8 protein-coding genes and 1 pseudogene are annotated in these 18,856 nt (G+C 43.3%); 3 read left to right on the top strand and 6 right to left on the bottom strand.

The window, feature by feature from the left end; translation table 11 throughout:
• Positions 1–201, top strand: a 201-nt coding sequence (locus QUB25_RS13260; protein WP_333183675.1) for a winged helix-turn-helix domain-containing protein, incomplete at its 5' end; no start/stop codon positions are given.
• Positions 198–758 carry an IS630 family transposase gene (locus tag QUB25_RS13255; protein WP_333183674.1) on the top strand — a complete coding sequence of 187 codons (561 nt, stop codon included), beginning with the start codon at positions 198–200 and terminating at the stop codon, positions 756–758. The genes QUB25_RS13260 and QUB25_RS13255, both read left to right, overlap by 4 nt.
• Before the next feature lie 6 nt (positions 759–764).
• Here QUB25_RS13255 and QUB25_RS13250 read toward each other — a convergent pair.
• The 3 genes and pseudogenes from QUB25_RS13250 to QUB25_RS13240 form a co-directional block, all read right to left on the bottom strand.
• Positions 765–1,649: pseudogene (locus QUB25_RS13250) on the bottom strand (acyltransferase family protein); the annotation flags it as partial.
• Positions 1,650–1,784: 135 nt separating this feature from the next.
• Complete coding sequence (locus QUB25_RS13245; RefSeq protein ID WP_333183673.1) at positions 1,785–3,197, bottom strand: adenylate/guanylate cyclase domain-containing protein; 1,413 nt, start codon at positions 3,195–3,197, stop codon at positions 1,785–1,787.
• 48 nt (positions 3,198–3,245) lie between these two features.
• Positions 3,246–8,777: an ATP-binding sensor histidine kinase gene (locus QUB25_RS13240; protein WP_333183672.1), complete on the bottom strand. Its 5,532-nt coding sequence runs from the start codon at positions 8,775–8,777 to the stop codon at positions 3,246–3,248.
• A gap of 357 nt (positions 8,778–9,134) precedes the next feature.
• Between QUB25_RS13240 and QUB25_RS13235 the strand changes: the two genes are divergently transcribed.
• A complete protein-coding gene (locus tag QUB25_RS13235) occupies positions 9,135–10,016 on the top strand; it encodes a Cof-type HAD-IIB family hydrolase (RefSeq protein WP_333060882.1) in 882 nt (293 codons plus the stop codon).
• A 558-nt stretch (positions 10,017–10,574) separates the two neighbouring features.
• On the opposite strand, the gene QUB25_RS13230 is transcribed toward QUB25_RS13235, so the two are convergent.
• The 3 genes from QUB25_RS13230 to QUB25_RS13220 all read right to left on the bottom strand — a co-directional run bounded on the left by QUB25_RS13230 (position 10,575) and on the right by QUB25_RS13220 (position 18,360).
• On the bottom strand, positions 10,575–11,465 hold the full coding sequence (locus QUB25_RS13230) for an alpha/beta fold hydrolase (RefSeq protein ID WP_333183671.1): 891 nt from the start codon (positions 11,463–11,465) through the stop codon (positions 10,575–10,577).
• A 186-nt stretch (positions 11,466–11,651) separates the two neighbouring features.
• Positions 11,652–13,679, bottom strand: a complete 2,028-nt coding sequence (locus tag QUB25_RS13225) for an adenylate/guanylate cyclase domain-containing protein (RefSeq protein WP_333183670.1) — start codon at positions 13,677–13,679, stop codon at positions 11,652–11,654.
• Positions 13,645–18,360 carry a response regulator gene (locus QUB25_RS13220; protein ID WP_333183669.1) on the bottom strand — a complete coding sequence of 1,572 codons (4,716 nt, stop codon included), beginning with the start codon at positions 18,358–18,360 and terminating at the stop codon, positions 13,645–13,647. The genes QUB25_RS13225 and QUB25_RS13220 overlap by 35 nt, the downstream gene beginning before the upstream one ends.
• Between the last annotated feature and the right edge of the window lie 496 nt (positions 18,361–18,856).

The following is an 18,856-nucleotide window of genomic DNA, read 5'->3' as shown; positions in this document are numbered from 1 at the left end:
AAAGGAGCCGCCTTCAAAAGCTACGGAGAAATTGTTGAATGGCTCAAAAAAGAGTATAGTCTAGAACTGACTTATGCAACAGTTTATGCTTGGGTGCATTATCGTCTCCAAGCAAAACTGAAAGTGCCACGTCCGCAAAGTGCTTTACAGGACATAAAAGCAGTGGAACTTTTTAAAAAAACATCGTCCCAGCAGTCTTGACGTTTCAAAAATTCTTTGGTAAAGGTAAACGGCTACGATATTTGTGTCTTGATGTTACCCGTTTGGGACTGAAAACGTTGACGGGTAAAGTAATTACAGCCCGGGGGGTAAAACCAGTTGCTCCCATACTGTGGAAGCGTGAAAATTTTTGGTTGTATGGGGTAGTCGAACCATTGAGTGGCTGGCATTTTTGCCAAGAATATGCCCATCTTAATGGAGAAGATTTCCAGCAATTTATTGACGCTGTTTCTCTACAATTGGGTGAAGATATTGCCCTGATTCAAATGGATCAAGCGGGTGCTCATATCACTAATGAACTCGATTGGCCAGAAAATTTAATTCCAGTCTGTCAGCCATCACATAGTCCAGAACTTAATCCAATTGAACGGGTCTGGGAATATATCAAACAGCAACTTGTTGGAGAGGTTTTTACAACACTTGGGCAACTACGAGAGCGCTTGCAACAAGTTCTTGAAAAAATCACTCCTGAGGAAATCTGTTCGTTGTCATCTTACAATTTTATTCTTGAAGCCCTATTCTATGCAGCTTCATATTAAATTGGTATAAGAACTTGTCCAAAGTTGTTTGTTGATCGGAAATAACAATCCCCACAAGTGGCCGATTACCACGCAACTGAGGCCGCAGATTGCTAAGTTGATACTGGTGCGGGTTTTGATTGGCTGTACTCGCAGCCATTCTCCGGTAAAGTAGCCTGTGAGGACTGTGACAACTGCGGGTAAGGTACTCAACAATCCTTCCGGGTCGAAGGGGCCGCCTTTGTACAGGTGTTGGCTACCGAGAATTAGCCGATCGACATATCCTGCTAAATTTCCTTCTGGCGTGAGTTCGCCGGCAGTGTACCCCCCTACAGGCACTACGGTTAATGCAGCCCAATAGCCCAAAAGCACGGCAACCGCGAGCAGTTTTTGATGGCGGGGGGAAAGGTTGAGAATGGCGATCGCACTGATGAAATAAGCTAAGCCGATGCGCTGCAATACTCCCATGATGCGGATTTTACCGAAGTTTTCAAGCGGGGCGCTGTTGAGAAGTACGTCAAGGGCGATCGAAGATGTATTTAGCAGCAACCCTAATATAAATAAAATCGCTGCGCGGCGCGCAATTCGCCAGTAAATATTTGAAGAAGGAAGAAGGAAGAAGGAAGAAGAAAGAGGGTTTTTAGCAGATTCTGATTTTTCCTTTGTTTGTGTAATTTTTGAGGTGTCTCTTCCGGTTTTTGAATAATTTTGAATATATTTAGACAGCGAGAAAGACATCGCGCAGCCAACGATGAACAAGAAAAACGGAAATACTAAATCTGTCGGGGTGCAGCCGTGCCATTCTGCGTGTTCTAGCGGCGGATACACCTGTTTCCAACTACCGGGGTTGTTGACGAGAATCATGGAGGCAATCGCAATTCCGCGAAAAACATCAAGGGATTTGAAACGCATAAATTAAGTTATTTGTTCACTGTTCACTGTTCACCGTTGACTATCTTAGCGGATGCCCATTTGCTAATTCTTTTCTGCCCAATTCTCAATTCCCCATGCCCAAGGCCCAATGCCCAATTCCCCATTACCAATTAGCTAAATTTCAATACCTTCGAGAGTCATAATGACGGCATTCTTCATCAACATATCGCAGCGTTCTGCATAAAAAGATGCGGCCTTATCATACTTATTGATTTGTAAAACGCGCAGAAACATTTGCCTTGCTTGCGCGAATTGCTGCTGGTAGTGAAAAAAAATTCCCTGTTCAAAATAAGTTTGAGTTTGTGCTTTTAGTTCGATCATTGTCGGCGAGTCGCCATCGTAAATTTCAAATACAGCCACAGGTGTTTGTTTTCCTTTTACTTGAACGCGATCTAGAAACCGGCACTTGTAATGTTGAGGATCGTCTATCCGGCAAAGGGTTTGGACGCTAGCTACAATAGCCACCCCATAAAGCTTTGTCAATCCTTCCACGCGGGAAGCTAAATTAACGGCATCAGAAATCACCGTACTTTCCATTCGTTCCGCTTCGCCAATCGTACCTAACATTAAAGTCCCCGTATGCAAGCCAATCCCTATCGAAATCGGTTGATAGCCACTATTTTGCCTGTGTCTATTATAAATTTTTACTTGCTGCTGCATCTCAATTGCTGCTTGCACAGCATCTTCAGCCCTGTTAGGAAACAAAGCCATAATCCCGTCACCAATGTATTTATCTATGAAACCGTTGTACTGGCGGATAACTGGGCCCACTCGGCTTAAGTAAGAGTTAAGAAATTCAAAGTTTTCTCGGGGAGACATACTTTCGGACAGACTTGTAAATGAGCGAATATCGGCAAACATAATCGTCATTTCTGCTTGTACAGAGTCTCCCAGTCTGGCATCAACGATGCTTTCTCTTTTGAGAAATTTCAAAAATTCACGGGGTACAAAACGAGCTGATGCAAGGGCAATTTTTTCTAGTTCGCTTTTACTGGACTCGATTTGATTGAGCGATCTAAATGCTCTCAGTGCGGTGACTACTGTGGTAAATAATTTTTTGTTAGTAAGTTCTGTTTTGGTTTTGTAATCATTGATATCGTAGCTGACAATTACTACATCTTCGGGTACTTGTCCGGGCTGTCCAGTGCGTAAAATAATTCGCACTACTTGATTATTTAAAATATCGCGGATGTATTTAACTACTTCCAAGCCTGCTTCGTCTGTTTCCATAACTACATCCAGTAAAATCAAGGCTATGTCGTAGTTATTTTGGATTATTTCTTTAGCTTCTTTTCCTGAGTAAGCGCTGATAAAGGTTATACTTTTCCCTTCAAATTTAAAATCGTTTAACGCTAGTTTAGTAATATTGTGAATTTCTATTTCATCATCTACAATTAATATTTTCCAACTTTCTTCTAGCGGTTTTTGTTCCGCCTCGTCTTCCTCTGCAAATATTAATTCATCGTCGCCCGCCGCGATTAATCCGTCATCGCCTGCAGCCAACAGGTTTTTACTAGCTTCTGACATATATCGTTCTCCTATATAAAACTTATATCCATGTTGGCGGTCTCATAACTAATTGCTCATTTTAGCGGGAAATTCAATCATAAATTTTGTGCCTTTATTGACTTGACTTGTGCAGTTAATTGTGCCTTTTAGTTTTTGAGTAACAAGGTTATAAATAATGTGCAGTCCCAATCCCGTGCCTCCCTGACCTCTTTTGGTGGTAAAAAACGGTTCAAAAATTTTACTTAGATTTTCTGGGTCAATTCCTTTGCCGTTATCGGCATATTCAAATATTAGCCGATCGCCCTCTCGTTTGAAATCAAAAGCCAGAACTCCTTCGTCTTCTCCATCGTAGGCGTGAATTAGGGAATTCAACACCAGATTTGTCACAATTTGACACACTACGCCAGGGTAACTGTCCACTACAATATTTTCATCACACTTAATCTGTATTTTGTGCTTAGTTCTTTTTAGTTTGGCTGTTAAGGATGTCAAAATTTCCTCTAGATAGTTTTTAACATTAAACGTGCGTTTTAACTCGCTCGACTGATCTACAGCTACTTCTTTAAAACTGTGAATCAAGTCGGCTGCCCGCGTGAGGTTAGATAAGATCATATTACTGCTTTGCACGGCGGTATCCAGAAACTTTTCTAACTCGGAACGTTTTATTTGGCCGTTACTGTAAACCTCAAAAAACTTTGTGGCTTTTTCAGCAAGCAGCGAGGCGGCGGTGATGCCGATGCCGATGGGAGTATTGATTTCGTGGGCAACACCTGCAACCAACCCGCCGAGGGCAGCCATTTTTTCCGACTCTACCAGTTTATTTTGAGCCGATTTTAAGTCTTCTAAAGTTTGGGAGAGCTCGGAGGTACGCTGCTGTACTAAATTTTCGAGATTGTGATTGAATTGGTGCAAGTTCTCGTAAAGTTGGGCATTTTCGATGGAGATAGAAATTTGAGAAGACAGCAGTTTTAATATTTCTAACCTGTCTGGTGTAAAAGCGCCTGTAGTCAGGTTGTTTTCTAAATATAGAATGCCAGTGAGTTGGCCTTGATTAATTAACGGAGTGCAAAGAATTGATTTAGGTTGGACGGCCATTATATAGGGTGTGCGAGTAAATTGTCCTTCGCGGGCGGCATCGTTTAAAACTATACTTTCCTGGGTGCGGGCGACGTAATTCACAACTGCAACTGCCAGCAAAGTTACTTCTCGATCGTCGGCTACAAAATCTATCGGAATTGATTGCATGACAGCAACGCGATCGACATCTACAGATCCTGATGCTTCAATCACCCATTGACCCTCTTTTTCTAGTATTAAAAAGCCTCTTTGCGCCCCCGCATTTTCAATAACAATTTTCATCATTTTTGCCAGCAGTTTGTCTAGAACTATTTCGCCGGCTAAGGTTTGCGATGCTTTAACTGCTGTGGTCAAGTCTAGCACGCCTGCACTGTCGTTGGTAGTGGAAGCGCTGCTGGTAGATTTGTGAGTTTCAATATTAGTTGAAATCGAGCTTGAAGTTAGCAAGTGCGAGTATTTTGATTCTAAATGCACTGCTTTGGCTGTTGCTCCCCAGCGCTGATAGCAATAACGCGCTTCTGTCAAGTAAGTTTTAGAATTTTTTTCTCGTCCTATGGATAGATAAAATGCTCCTGCCAATTCTGCTGCTAGTGCTTGGACTTGTATGTATCCGTTTTCTTGGGCTCCTTCAATTGCGCGATCGTAATATTCCATTGCTCTCACAACATTGCCCAAAACGCGCGCTTTTTCTGCTGTAAGCAAGTCGCATTTGTGCTGAAGATTCATAGGCGCCGACAGCGCTTTTTGTTGCAGTTTTTTCCGGTTACTGACAGCGTAAAAAATATGCTCTTCTTGTTCCTCATTTGTGGCAGATGGATAGGCTGCTAGGCGGGCTAGAGAATCGTAAAACTGGTATTCAGAAACATTAATAAAGCCTGCAACCCCGTCTAAATATACTTCGGCTTGCGCTGCATTTTCTAGCGCTGTAGCAGTATCTCCAAATAAATACGCTAGTATTAATTTTTGCACATAAAAGTGCTGTAGTCCCACCCGATCGTTAGCTTTCAACAGCAGCGACAACAATTTTTCTTCGCTATATGCTTCACCTAATACAAGGTGTGAACTTTCCAATTGTCCCATCAATTTCAAAATAGTTTGCCGATATATTTGATTCCAAGTCAGTACAGTTTCTTGCTTGAGTTGAAACAGCAAATGGTTGTAACTTACCATTCTCCGTTCCAGTTGTGGCAATTCTTGACCGATAAAATACAAAGACTGACAAATATTTACGGCTGCATATCCAACACATTCTAAATCCCCATTTTGTAGCGCGCTTTGATAGGCGTCCTCTAATAGCGGCAAAGAGTCTTTAACGTGATGCTTGCCGTTCATCAAAATGAATGCTACTAAATTAAGCGTTTTGCTTTTGAATTCTAACGCATTTAATCTATCGCTCAAATTTAAAGCTAATTGACCAAAGCGATCGCCAGACTCAATATCTCTAACTATTCCTTTTAAAATTGCTCCGTAATTAGCATAACCGAAGGCAGAAAAAGTAGAGTTTCCGTAATTAATAGATAAATTAACTTGCTCGCACACAATCAGCGGCAGCAGCACAGGTTCAACTATAAATGTAGCTGAAAACATACTGGAAAGCACGCGCATCGTTGCTAACTTGTGCGGATTGGTCATAATCGGCAAGTTAATTAAATCTTCTATTTTCTTTCCGGTTAAATAAGCTGCGGTTTTAGCCAGTGCTTGCTGAATGTGGAGGGGAATCGGCGATTCGGGAAAGTTTATCCCTAACATTGTTAGTGCTTCGCGACCAATTTTTACCGATTCTTGGAGTTTGGTTTGCATCGCACAAGCTATGATTCTGATTTCAAACACTTTGATTTTGTCTAGTTCATTTTTTGCGTGTTGCAGGACAACTCTCGCCCATTTTTCCATTGGCTCAAAGTCGGTATTGAGGTAAGCAGCTTCTGCTGCTGACTCGTAGAGTGCAAGTGTGAAGTCGTAGTCAGTTTGCCAACTTTCCGGGGGCAGCAGTTCAATACCTGCGGTTAAATATTTCAGGGCAAGTTCGTAAGCTGCACTTGCTTTTGCTTTGCGGCCTGCAATTAAATTTAATTGGCATAATTGAAATTGTTCTAACTGGCTGCTGATGATTTTTTTGGCATAATTTAGTTGATTTACGGTATCAAAAATATGCTCTTCTAATTGCTCGGGCGGTGCGTTTTGCAGCAGAATTTTGCCTATTTTGAGATGGATCTCTTGTTTATGGTAATCGGATATTAAAGCATAAGCTGCTTGCTGCACTCGCTCGTGCAAAAATTTGTAAGTTGCGCTAGGAAGATCGGCCACTGGTAGCGACAATTCATCCGTAAACTCTCTAGATATTGTGTCTGTTACTTCTGTATTTGCTGCTAGTGCGATCGTCGGAATTTTGTAGGCGTTATTCACGAGCAAAATCAGACCGGACTGAAGTGCCTCACCGAGGTCTGTTGCTGCGGACGCCAGAGGTTTTTCGGCGATTGTCGAGAGAGTTTTTAAATCAAATTTGTTTCCGATACAAGCGGCTAATTTAAGCAGTTCCTGGGTAGCCTCTGAAAGTTTCTGAATGTTATCTATCATTAATTCGACAACATTGTCAGTTATTGCCATTTCTTGTATTTGTTCGATATCCCACTGCCACTCGCCTGTGATATGGCATTTTTTCACAATTTGCTCGAAGATTGGTTTCGCTAAGCCCGACAGGTTAGATTCAGCTAGCTCGACCAAATTAGTCGAGGGTGAAACTTTAAATTGAATTAAGTTTTTTGAGTAAAGAAATTTTATAAGTTGAGTTAAAAAGAATGGATTTCCAGCGGTTTTTCGCAAAAGCAATTCTGCTAAACTTAGGGATTTTTCTGGGGCGCAGTTCAAAGTATCGGCAACGAATTGGTTGACGCTGCTTATATCTAAAGGCGGAAGGGCGATCGCGCTCAGAGTTCCGCCTGCTTTTTTAATTGCTTCGGCTGTCAGCATTACGGGATGATTTGCATCTACTTCCTGCTCTCTGTAAGCTCCAATTATTAATAAATATTGAGTTTCCAGGTCAGTTGCTAGCAGTTCTATTAACTTGAGAGAGGCTGAATCGACCCACTGCAAGTCGTCGAGGAAAATTACTAGAGGGTGTTCTTTTTGAGCAAAGACGCGGATGAAGTTTTGAAATACTAAATTAAAGCGATTTTGAGATTCATTTGCTCCTAAATCTGGCACGGGGGGCTGCGGCCCGACAATCAGTTCTACTTCGGGAATAGCTTCAATAATTACTTGGCAGTTGCCGCCGAGTGCTTTTAAAATTTTTTGTTTCCAAACATGGATTTCTGCAGCATTTTCTGTGAAAATTTGCTGTAACAAATCTTGAAAAGCTTGGAGCAAAAAAGCGTAGGGAATATCGCGCTTAAATTGCTCAAATTTGCTGTCAATAAAATACCCGTTTTCCAGCCGAATCGGCTTGTAAACTTCATAAACTAACGAGGATTTGCCCACACCTGCACCACCAGAAATCAGCACGATTTCTGTATTGCCCCGCCTCATCCGCTGGAAGATACTGAGAAGCATATTAACTTCTGCTTCTCGCCCGTAAAATTTTTGGGAAATTTGCAGGTGACTTGACTGATCTTGCTCGCCGAGGGTTATGTGGGAAATTTCGCCTGTAGTTTGCAGTTGAGCGAGACAATTTTCCAAGTCGTACAAAAGTCCGAAAGCACTTTGATACCTGTCTTCGGCTGTTTTTGCTAAGAGTTTTATGACTATATTGGAAACGACTTGAGGAATCTCCTTGGTTCCTACTTGATTCATTCTGCCTTCGAGGCTTCTGCTTTCTACTTTCTGCTTTCTGTTTTCACAAGGAGAAACTGGCGTTTTGGCAATATGGCAGTGTACTAATTCCATGGGATCGATCGCATGAAAAGGCAATTCGCCACACAGCATTTCATAAAAGGTGACGCCTAAAGAATAAAAATCGGTGCGGTAGTCGATCGCCCGATTCATGCGTCCCGTTTGTTCAGGAGACATATAAGCGAGAGTGCCTTCGAGTAAATGGGGATCGCTGGGGGCGGGGTTTTCGCCCGGTAGCAGGGAGGCGATCGCAAAATCAGCAATTTTGACATCTCCTGTCTCGATATTGATAATAATATTGCTGGGTTTAATATCTTTGTGGATAATGTGGTGTTCGTGAAGTTGACCAATAGTTTCTGCTAGTTTGATGGCAATATGCAGAAATTGTTGTAACTCTAGCTGGTTGTTGCTGAGAAAGTCTTTTAGGGAAATTCCACCAAAATCTTCTAAAACTAAAACAGGAAAGTGATTGTAGGTTTCTATTTTGTAAAGCTTGACTATTCCGGGCAAACTCAAATTTTTAAGAATTTCGGATTCGTGCAGTAGTTGGGATATTTGCGCTGGGGTAGGGTATGTCGGGGTGAGAGTTTTGAGGATAACGGGTTTTTCTTCCTCAAGCTGCATCCCTCGATAAATAACTGTGTGAGGGTTTGTATAAAGTTCTTCGTAAATACGGTATCCAGGGATAGAAATCATGAGATTTGGGGATAATTTGAAATATCGGGTTATACAATTTTAAATGTTAGATTGGGAATGATTGATGCCATAAGATTTTGAATCATGCCTACAGTTACATTCTTTTTTACCACAAGTATTATTAAGTAAGTGGAAATACACATCGCCGATCGAGTGTGGTTTTTACGGCAGTAAACTGGCTACTATTATATAGCTGAGCTAAATCCATCCCTAAAGGGCCCTCCTAGATACTTTTTTTGTCGCTTATTTACTTATCTATATTTTAGTCTTCAAAAAATCAGAAGTCGCACTTTGCTATCCCGCCAGTGCCAAAATAAATGGGTGCTTGCAAATCAACAGCTAAAATCTAAAAAAATCATGCAGAATATAACTGCCTCAAATCCAGCTAATGCGACCGATCGCGCTTTTGGCACCGCAGACATTCAATTGCTGGTAGTGGATATAGACGGCACGATCGCAGGTTTGTCAAATACCATCCGAGAACCAGTCAAGCAGGCAATTTTGGCTGCCGAGTCGCGGGGAGTGAAAGTGGCCGTCGCTACGGGCAGGATGTATCGCTCAGCTTTGCGTTTTCACCGCGACATCGGCTCAACATTGCCACTGATTTGCTACCAGGGCGCATGGATTCAAGATCACGCTACTCAAAAACGGCTGCGGCACTTGCCGCTGTCGAAACAAACTGCTCTGCAACTGTTAGACCATTTTGAAGAACCGCATTTGCGACCGCTTCTTTCGATCCATTTCTACATTGAGGATCAACTTTACGTGCCGGAAATTACCGCAGCTACCCGAATTTATGCCGAACGATCGGGCATTGAACCAATAGTGATTAAAGATTTGCGGCGAGATCTTCCGGGGGAACCGACGAAAGTTTTGGCATTGTGCGAGAATCCTGGGGTACTCGACGGCTTGCTCAGCAGTATGCGGCAGCGCTACACGCCTGCGGAGCTTTATTTGACTCGATCGGTTGCTACTTTTTTTGAAGCTACGCATCCTTTGGCGAATAAGGGAGATGCGGTGCAGTATTTAGCGGAGGAACTTTTGGGTTTGCAGGCGGCGAACGTGATGGCGATCGGTGACAATTTTAATGATGTGGAAATGATTGCCTACGCTGGCGTGGGCGTGGCGATGGGCAATGCTCCTGAGGGCGTGAAGGCTACTGCTGATTGGGTGGCGCCGGATGTGGAGGAAGATGGGGTGGCGGCTGCGATCGAACAATTTGTTTTGGGCGATCGTTGATATTTGTAGCACCAATACCGCAGGGGCGAGTTTAGCGACATTTGGAAAAAATGTATATCAACTCGCCCTGACTCAGCGACACTTTATTATTATATAACTGTCTAGTTTTGAGTTCTATGCAATCAAGTTTTGATTCTAAAAAAAATCCACAATTTCTGATTTTTTGAGATTAAATCAAGTCAATTACTTTGTTTGCAACATCCGAATATTTATTTAAAGAACCGCGAAGACGCTAAGAACGCGAAGGAAGAAATGAAGAAGGCGGGGCGGGCTTACGGATCTTCTGGATGTGAATTTATAGATAATTTCAAATTCTTAAAAATGGGTTCCAACAGAAAGAGCACCGACGACTGGCCGTGTTTCGTCTCGGTGCTCTTTCTGGTTCGCTCCTCACACGTCCATCAATATAGCTGACTCAGTAAATTGTGTCAATACTTTTTACAAAAATTGTTTTTTGAGTCGGCTGCGGCCGGGGTGCCGATGCGGTGGATCGTGGCTGAACCTTATGTAATGCAGCGGTTTTGGTCGATCGCCCAAGGGGGCCTCAACAGAAAAATTTTACTTCACTTCCAGCAGCCAGTCCAAAATCAGAGCGTTGACTTCACTCGGCCGCTCGTCGTGGGGACAGTGGCCTGTGTTGGGAATGGAAACAAATTTCACTGGTTTATCGTTGGCGGCCAATTGTTGATAAATCTGGCTGCCGGCGATTGGCGTCCAGGGGTCGTCTGCGCCCCAAAGTACCAATAACGGACGATCGACTTTGGGCAGCAATTCTGAAGGTTGAGGGCCTGGAGGGGCTGTGAGAATCGAGGCAAACACTTGTTGAGCTCCGGCCTCGCAGGAGGGGGCGTGGAGGAGTTCTACGAGTTCGTCGGTGATGGCTTCGCGGTTCCCGTAGACTTGGCGCAGGGTGTTGCGGATGCGGTGTTTTTGGCGGATGTTGTTGAACATAAATGGGCCGATCAGGGGCGATCGAACTAATTTCGTAAAAGTCCCCATTACTACTCGCAGCGGGAAATTTAGTTCGTCGGGCCGGTGGTTGAGTCCGCCAGCACAGTTGATTAAGACTGCACCTGCGGATATTTCTGGATGGTTGGCGACTACCATCAAACTCAGCAAAGCGCCGATCGAATTCCCGACAAATACCGCCGGTTCCTGTACCAGATCCGCCCAGAAATCAGTCAGCAATTCTTCCCACAATTCCAGAGTGTAATCTAGGGCTGGTTTGGCAGAAGCACCGAATCCCAGCAAGTCCAGCGCAAATACGCGATAGCCGCCGGCCGCTAGTGGGGGGATATTTTGCCGCCAATGTCCGATCGAAGCCCCAAATCCGTGAATCAAGATCAGAGGGCGGCCGGTTCCTTGGACGGTATATTGGATTTTGTGACCTTTCCAAGTCCAAATTAGCTTTTCAAAACTCGTTGCAGATACTAATTGTTGTGCAGTCACGGCTATTATGTAAAGTTTCGTTAACTACTTTCATCATAGCAGAAGTCAGTAGTCAGTAGTCATGAATTATTGGTTATTGGTTATTGGTTATTGATTACTGGTTATTGATTACTGGTTATTGGTTATTCGTTATTTGTTGTAATACCCCATGCCCAATGCCTCATGCCCAATGCCCCATGCCCATTTTTACTTTTTTTGTAGCAACCAATAAGTCATCATATCCCCCTTACCTTTTACCGGAATCACGCCTCGCCTCTCAAATAAATACTTATCTTTTAAAAGCTCATAAGTAACATCAGTAACTTGAATGCTGCCTGCAAAACCCGTAGCTTCCATCCTCGCCGCTACATTCACCGTATCTCCCCACAAATCATACGTAAACTTGCTCACACCAATCACTCCCGCAACCACCGGCCCGGAATTGATGCCGACGCGAATTGCCAGTTTTTCCCCTGTCTCGGCGCACAACTTTGCTATTTTTGCCTGCATTCCCAGGGCCATTTGGGCGATCGCCTCGGCGTGGTCATGTCTCGGCGTAGGCAATCCCCCGACTACCATGTAAGCATCGCCAATAGTCTTAATTTTCTCCACACCGTACTTTTCAGCTAACTGGTCGAAGTGGGAAAAAATTACGTTTAAGCGCTTTACCAACTCGGTGGGAGACATTCTAGCAGACAACTCAGTAAAGCCAACAATATCAGCAAATAAAACACTTACTTGGGCAAAACTGTCGGCGATCGTGCTTTGCTCTGCCTTCAAGCGTTCTGCGATTGGTTTCGGTAAAATATTTAACAGCAACTTCTCGCTTTGTTCTTGTTGAACTTTTAGCGCTTCTTGCGCTAATTTGCGCTCGGTAATGTCAGAAACAGTACCCTCATAGTAGAGCAGCTCACCTTTTGCATCTCGAACAGCCCGAACATTTTCTGACACCCAAATCCGGCGCCCGTCTTTGCGACATACCATAGATTCAAATCCCGAAACGGCATTTTCAGCATCCATAGCAGCCACAAATTCGAGGCGGCGTTCAGGGTCAACGTAAAGTTGCTGAGCAATATTTTTAATCTCGGACATTAGTTCTTCTGGCGAGTCGTAACCGTACAATTTTGCTAAAGCTGGATTAGCGCTAAGATAGCCTCCTGAAGGCGTGCTTTGAAAAATGCCTTCCATCGCATTTTCTACAATGCTGTGATATTTTTCTTGGGCAATACGCAGCAATTCTTCTGCTTGTTTGCGCTGAATCAAAGAACCTAATTGAGTGCCGACAGCATTAAAAACGTCTATAAATCGTGCATCTTTCCCACCCGACGAAATTTTAAAGAAAACTAGCACTGCCAATACTTCATCGCCTACCAAAATCGGCACGCCAAAACCCGCTTTGAATCCAAGTTCTACTGCTATTTGACTTCGGAGAAAATGCGGGTATCCCCGGGAAATATCTTCTACCCATTCCGGTTGCTTGGATGCCCAAACTCGTCCCGGTAGCCCTATATTCATGGCAAATGTCAGTTGTTGGCTTTGGGTGCGGAACGATTCCATCCTCGGGTTGCTTGCATACCAGCCCCGGGCAGATTGCAGCACAGTTCCTTCTGCATCCGGAATCCAAGCTTCTCCTACATCCCATCCGATTGTTTCGCCAACATGGTGCAGAATTACTTCTAAAGCTGAGTGAAAGTCTACAGCTTCGCCGATCGCCCGCGTCGTTTCCAGCAAAAACCGTATTGATTCTTCAGCCCGCTGCCGTTCTGCGATTTCTTCCTGCAATCTAGAATTGCGATCGTGCAGTTCCCTAGCTTGCAGTTGCAGTTTGGATTGCAGCGAACGAAGGGAAAGTTGGTTTTGGACGCGGGCTAAAACTTCTTCTACTTGAAACGGTTTAGTAATATAATCTACTCCTCCTACTTGAAAAGCTTTAACTTTTTCCAGCACGTCATCTAGGGCACTAATAAAAATTACTGGAATATCTTTAGTTTTTTCGCTTAACTTTAACTGCTCACAAACTTCATACCCGTTCATTTGCGGCATATTAATATCTAGTAAAATTAGATCGGGAGGAGATATTTGTGCCCCTTGCAAAGCCAAGTGTCCATTAATAGCCTTCCTGACATGATACCCGTGAGATGTCAGCATAGTGGATAAAAGTCGCAAATTATCCGGCATATCGTCAACGATCAGAATGTCTTTAGGAGTCGCTGGTAATGGATGGTCGTTCATCATAATATAATTGAGTTAAATCGATAATGATATCTATCCGAAAATTATCGACTAAATCTGTTAAAGCGTTAGCGAGATTTGCCTCAGTTTCGGGAACTTCCTTGATCAGTTCGAGGATGCGGTTGTCGTCAACACAAAGTGCTGCTCGGTGCAACTCGACCACCCAGTCTGTGGGCATTACACTCAAATCCTCGGTGGTCAAACTTTTAAGCAGCGTCGGTGTTGAAAAAGAAGTAGATAAGTTTTCTTTCTCATAAATATAACGCAGGTTGAGGTGATGCGCTATCTTTTCAAAGAGTACCTCTTCCCGAAACGGTTTACAGATCAAATCGTTACAACCAGCAGACAAAATTATTTGCCGCTGCTCGTCAAAAGCACTAGCCGTCAAGGCAATAATTATTGTTTCTTTACCTTCGATAGTTTTCTTAATCTCTCTTGTCGCTTCATACCCATCCATCACGGGCATCAGCATATCCATTAATATCAAGTGCGGCTTCCAAGTTGAATGCAAAGCAATTGCTTCTTGACCGTTAGTTGCTTCCCGGACTTCAAATCCCAGAGGTATCAGCAGCTTAAGCAGCAGTTGGCGATTTTCCGCTACATCTTCAACTATTAATATCCGATAAATGTCTTGTCCGGTTTCTAAACCAATAACTTGTTTAATCGGCGGTTTTTCTTGTTCATCACTTTCTGTTACTAAGTTAACCCAGATATTAAAGCTGAAAGTTGTGCCTTGACCGAGTTGACTTTTAACAGCAATATCACCTCCCATAATTCGGACAAACTGTTGGCTGATAGGCAATCCCAGACCAGTTCCCTGCATGGATTTTCGACCAGTTTCGGTTTGTACAAAGGGCTTAAATAATGTAGAAAGTTCCAAGGAAGAAATGCCGGGACCAGTGTCTGCTATTTCAAAATACAATTGGGATTTGTTTTCTTCTGTGGGGTCTTTTTTAGCTTGGCTGCTGACGCGCAAGGTAACGGTTCCTTGCTGAGTAAATTTAATCGCATTGCCGACCAGGTTAATTAAAACTTGCCGCAATTTAGCTTCGTCTGTTTGAATGTACTGCGGCAAATCCTCCGCATTTTCAAAGATTAGATGCAAACCTTTGGAGTTAGCTTTTAGTTGCAGCATTTCTTTGAGACTGTTGAGAAGGTTGTAGAGATTGAAGCGGCTGGGATTGATAGTAATTTGGCCTGCTTCTATTTTGGACATTGACAAAACATCATTGATGAGTTCTAGCAAATGTTCGCCACTGCGGTTAATAATTTCTATGTATTCTTTTTGTTCTTCCGTGATAGAACTGTTGCGGGCCATGACTTGGGAAAAACCGAGAATGGCGTTGAGAGGTGTGCGGAGTTCGTGGCTCATGGAAGCTAGAAATTGGCTTTTGGCGCGGTTGGCAACTTCGGCGTTTTCTTTGGATTTAATCAGTTCCATGGACTGCCTTTGAGTGCGGGCGAGCAATTCCGCTTGCTGTAATGCTACTCCTAGCTGAGTACCTACATCAACTGCCACGTTGATTTCAGCTTCACTCCACTGGCGGGGAGCAGAATTTTGATAGGATGCTAGTAATCCCCAGAGCTTTTTGCCAGAGAAAATTGGTACAATAATGTAGGATTTAGCTTGAAATTTTTCTAGCAATTGGATGTAACAATTATCGAAACCTTGCTTGTAAATATCTGGGACACAAAGGTAAGTTTTACCTCGGCTGTAGGCTCCGCCTTGGGTTTGTTGCAAATAGGTATCGTGGACTTCTGGTGAGACACTATCCAATTTTTGGACAAGGCAAAGTTCACTGTCTAAAGCGCCTTCAGTAAGGTTAGAATCGGTCTCCTGTGCTTGGATGAAAGAAACCCACTTGCGATCAAGGGATTCGGCTACAAATTCGCCACTCCAGTCTGGATTGAAACGGTAAATAGCGACTCGATCGCACTTCATGGTTTGGCGCAATTCTCGGGTTGTGACGTGAAAAATTTCTCGGATATCTAAAGTTTGCCGCATTCTTTCAATGATGCGCGCGATCGCTCTTTGTCGTAAAGCACTTTCTTGCAGTTCGGTTTCTGCTTGCTTGCGTTCGGTAATATCTACAGCCATTAAAGCAATGCCGATCGCTGTACCGTTATCGTCAATTAGCTGAGTATTGTACCACTCGCAGATGATAATTCTGCCGTCTTTGGTCAGATTTTCGGAAGTGCCGCTGGATTTGGCATTCAATTCGTGATTGAAAATCTCAGATAATTGCGGGTGGTAGCTTTCAGGTACGATCAAATCGGAGGCGACTCGACCAATCGCTTCTTGCTCACTGTAGCCAAAAATAGCCACGGCTGCGGGATTCCAAGTGATAATTTCTAAATTGAGGTTTAACTCGATAACTGCGATAGGCGTTTGCTGCAATAAAAATGAGATTCTTTGTTGGGACGCTAGCAGTTTTTCTTGGGCTAATTTGCGGTCTGTGATGTCATTAGCAGTGCCGAGAATTTGTTTGGGTTTACCATCGGCTGTTCGGAGAAATACTGTATCCCAACTGTGCATCCACCGCCATTCACCGTTTTTGTGTTTCATTCGGTATTGACATTCAATGACATCACCGTCTTTGGCTTGATCTACTTTTTGGATGCTTTCAAAAAAGTTTGGCAAATCGTCGCAGTGGATCAGCATTGGCATCATTGCTGTACCCATATCTTGTATTTCTTGGGTGGTGTACCCGAGCATGGTCGAAATTTGTCGGTTGGTATAAACATTCCGCTGTTCAATTACATCGTAAACGTACAATAGGTTGGGATTGGAATCAGCGATCGCTTGAATGAAGTGCTGGCTCTCTCTGAGTGCGGATTCTGTTTGTTTGCGAACGCTAATATCTCGCGCCACGATAATCACTGAATCTGGAGTCAGCGGAGAAACTTTAGCATCGAGGCAAACGTCGCGCTCTCCGACTTTAAAGCTATATTCAACATTGATGGTTTGCTTCGTTTTTAGAGCTTGTTGGATGGCATTTAATACTAAATCTGCTATAGGTTTCGGCAAGACTTCGTGGGCGCTTTTATTAATCATTTCGCTTGGAGGTTTCACCAAATTTGTTGATGCTGTAGGAGCGATTTTGATGCAGCGGCCTTCTGCATCTCTCACTAAAACTGTGTCAGTCATGGCGGCAAAAATCGCCCGCAATTCTGTTTCAGATTCTTGCAAAGCTTGCTCGGCGCGGACGCGGGTGCGAATTTCTGCTTGCAGCACTTTATTTTGCCGATCGAGCTGCTCAAGCCGGTTTTTTTCTCGATCGAGCAGTTTAGCTTGAGCGATAGCGAGCCCTACTTGAGCCGCCACAGCTTCTAATAAGTCGATTTCCTCGGAAGTCCATTCCCGGTAACGATCGCACTGGTGCAAGCCGATAGCGCCGTTTGCCCTGCCTTGGTAGGAAGTGCGAATTGCCAGCATCGATTTCAACCCAAGCTTGTGGCAAATCGGTTGAACAGCTTGCAACAGAGGGTCTGAATAAACATTGTGGGAGGCGATCGCCTGATCTTGTATCATCATTTGTACGACGTGAGGATTGCCCCAAATTGGAACGGGTACGTTCCGAAGAGATTCGTACCCGGGTTCGAGATACTCGGCCGCCAGAGGAATATCGACTTGGGGGGTAGTAACGTAACTATGAATCAAACAGCGATTGGCGCAGAATGCCAGACCGATTTGAGTTGCAGCTATTTGAAATATTTGTTCTGGCTGCAAGCTTGAGCGAATTTCTTGAGTTATTTTTGCAATTAGCAATTCTCGCTGAACTTGCCGTTCTAAAGCAGCTTTAGCTCCTGCCATTTCTATTTCTGCGTGCTTGCGCTCGCTGATATCAAAAAGTACGCCATACCAAACAATATCGCCATTATCGCGCATTTCTGGTCGAGAATTAGATTGCAGCCATTTGAGTTTACCCGACGGTGTAATAATCCGCCATTCAAAGGCAAAAGGTTCTAAATTTTGGGCGCTAGTAGCAATTTTTTTTATTAGATATTCTTGGTCATCTGGATGATTTTGATAGAAGCAAAACTCGGGATTTCTTAATATTTCTTCACTCTCTAATTCGTAAATTTCCCGACAAGCATAACTAATATATTCAAACTTGAAACTTCCATCGGGCTGCTTTATAAATTGATAAAGAACTCCCGGTATATTGACTGCCAATTTCTGCAACCGTGCTTTGCTTTCCCGGAGTGATTGTTCTGTTCGCTTGCGAAATTCTACCTCTTGTTGCAGTTGGGCATTCTGCTGTTTTAATTGTTTTGATAGCTGTTGTATAGTCAATTGACTTTCAATCCGCACTAAAATTTCTTCCACTTGAAAAGGCTTAGTAATGTAGTCAACACCGCCGACTTCAAAAGCTTTGACTTTGTGAAAAGTTTCCTCAAAAACACTCAAAAAAATAACCGGAATTTCCCTCGTTTTCTCGTTGGATTTCAGTCTGGCACAGACTTCATATCCGTTCATTTTGGGCATGGCAATATCTAGCAAAATCAAGTCGGGGAGAACGGTTAAATTAGCATTAACCGCCATTTCTCCAGAAATAGCCCGCTGAACTTTATACCCTTCCTTCGTTAATATGTTTGATATAAACCGCAGGTTGTGGGGCTGATCATCAATAATTAAAATGTGAATATTTTCTTTGTCAAATATCATTTTTTGTCGGTTCATTGTGAATTTTTTAGTGCTAGAAGCAGATTTATGATTTAATAAATTTAGCGATTCCTTCCGATCATCATTATTTATTAAGATTTTTCAAACTCAGCCAATAGAACATTAACTTTAGATATTAGCCATCAACTAACGCACCTTCTATTTTTTAAACTTATTGGTTGCTTGTCTTAAGTTTTCACTCAAATTAACCGTACTTAACCACATTTTATTGTCAAAACAAATCGCCTTATTTACTGGAGAAACTAAGTCTGCCGAAAAACAATCATCCCTTGGGCACTCCAGACCAAAGCAAGCGGTTTTTTTAACTTTCTTCAAGGGCTATGACAAAGTATTTTCGTTCAACCCGGTTGATGCGCCCAGGACTGTTTTTTGCTTGACTTTAGCATTAAAAGTCCCAGGAGGATAAGGCAAGTTTCTGGACCTTCTGCTGCCACATTCAAAGGGTTTTAGGAGAGATAAACACCTGGACATACCGCGACGGGAAGAAACCGTT

The sequence above is a fragment of the Microcoleus sp. B3-D7 genome, assembly GCF_036705305.1.
In the GTDB taxonomy this organism is placed as follows: domain Bacteria; phylum Cyanobacteriota; class Cyanobacteriia; order Cyanobacteriales; family Microcoleaceae; genus Microcoleus.
The sequence above is the reverse complement of the archived record's forward strand: the minus strand, read 5'-3'. Positions and strand labels throughout refer to the sequence as shown.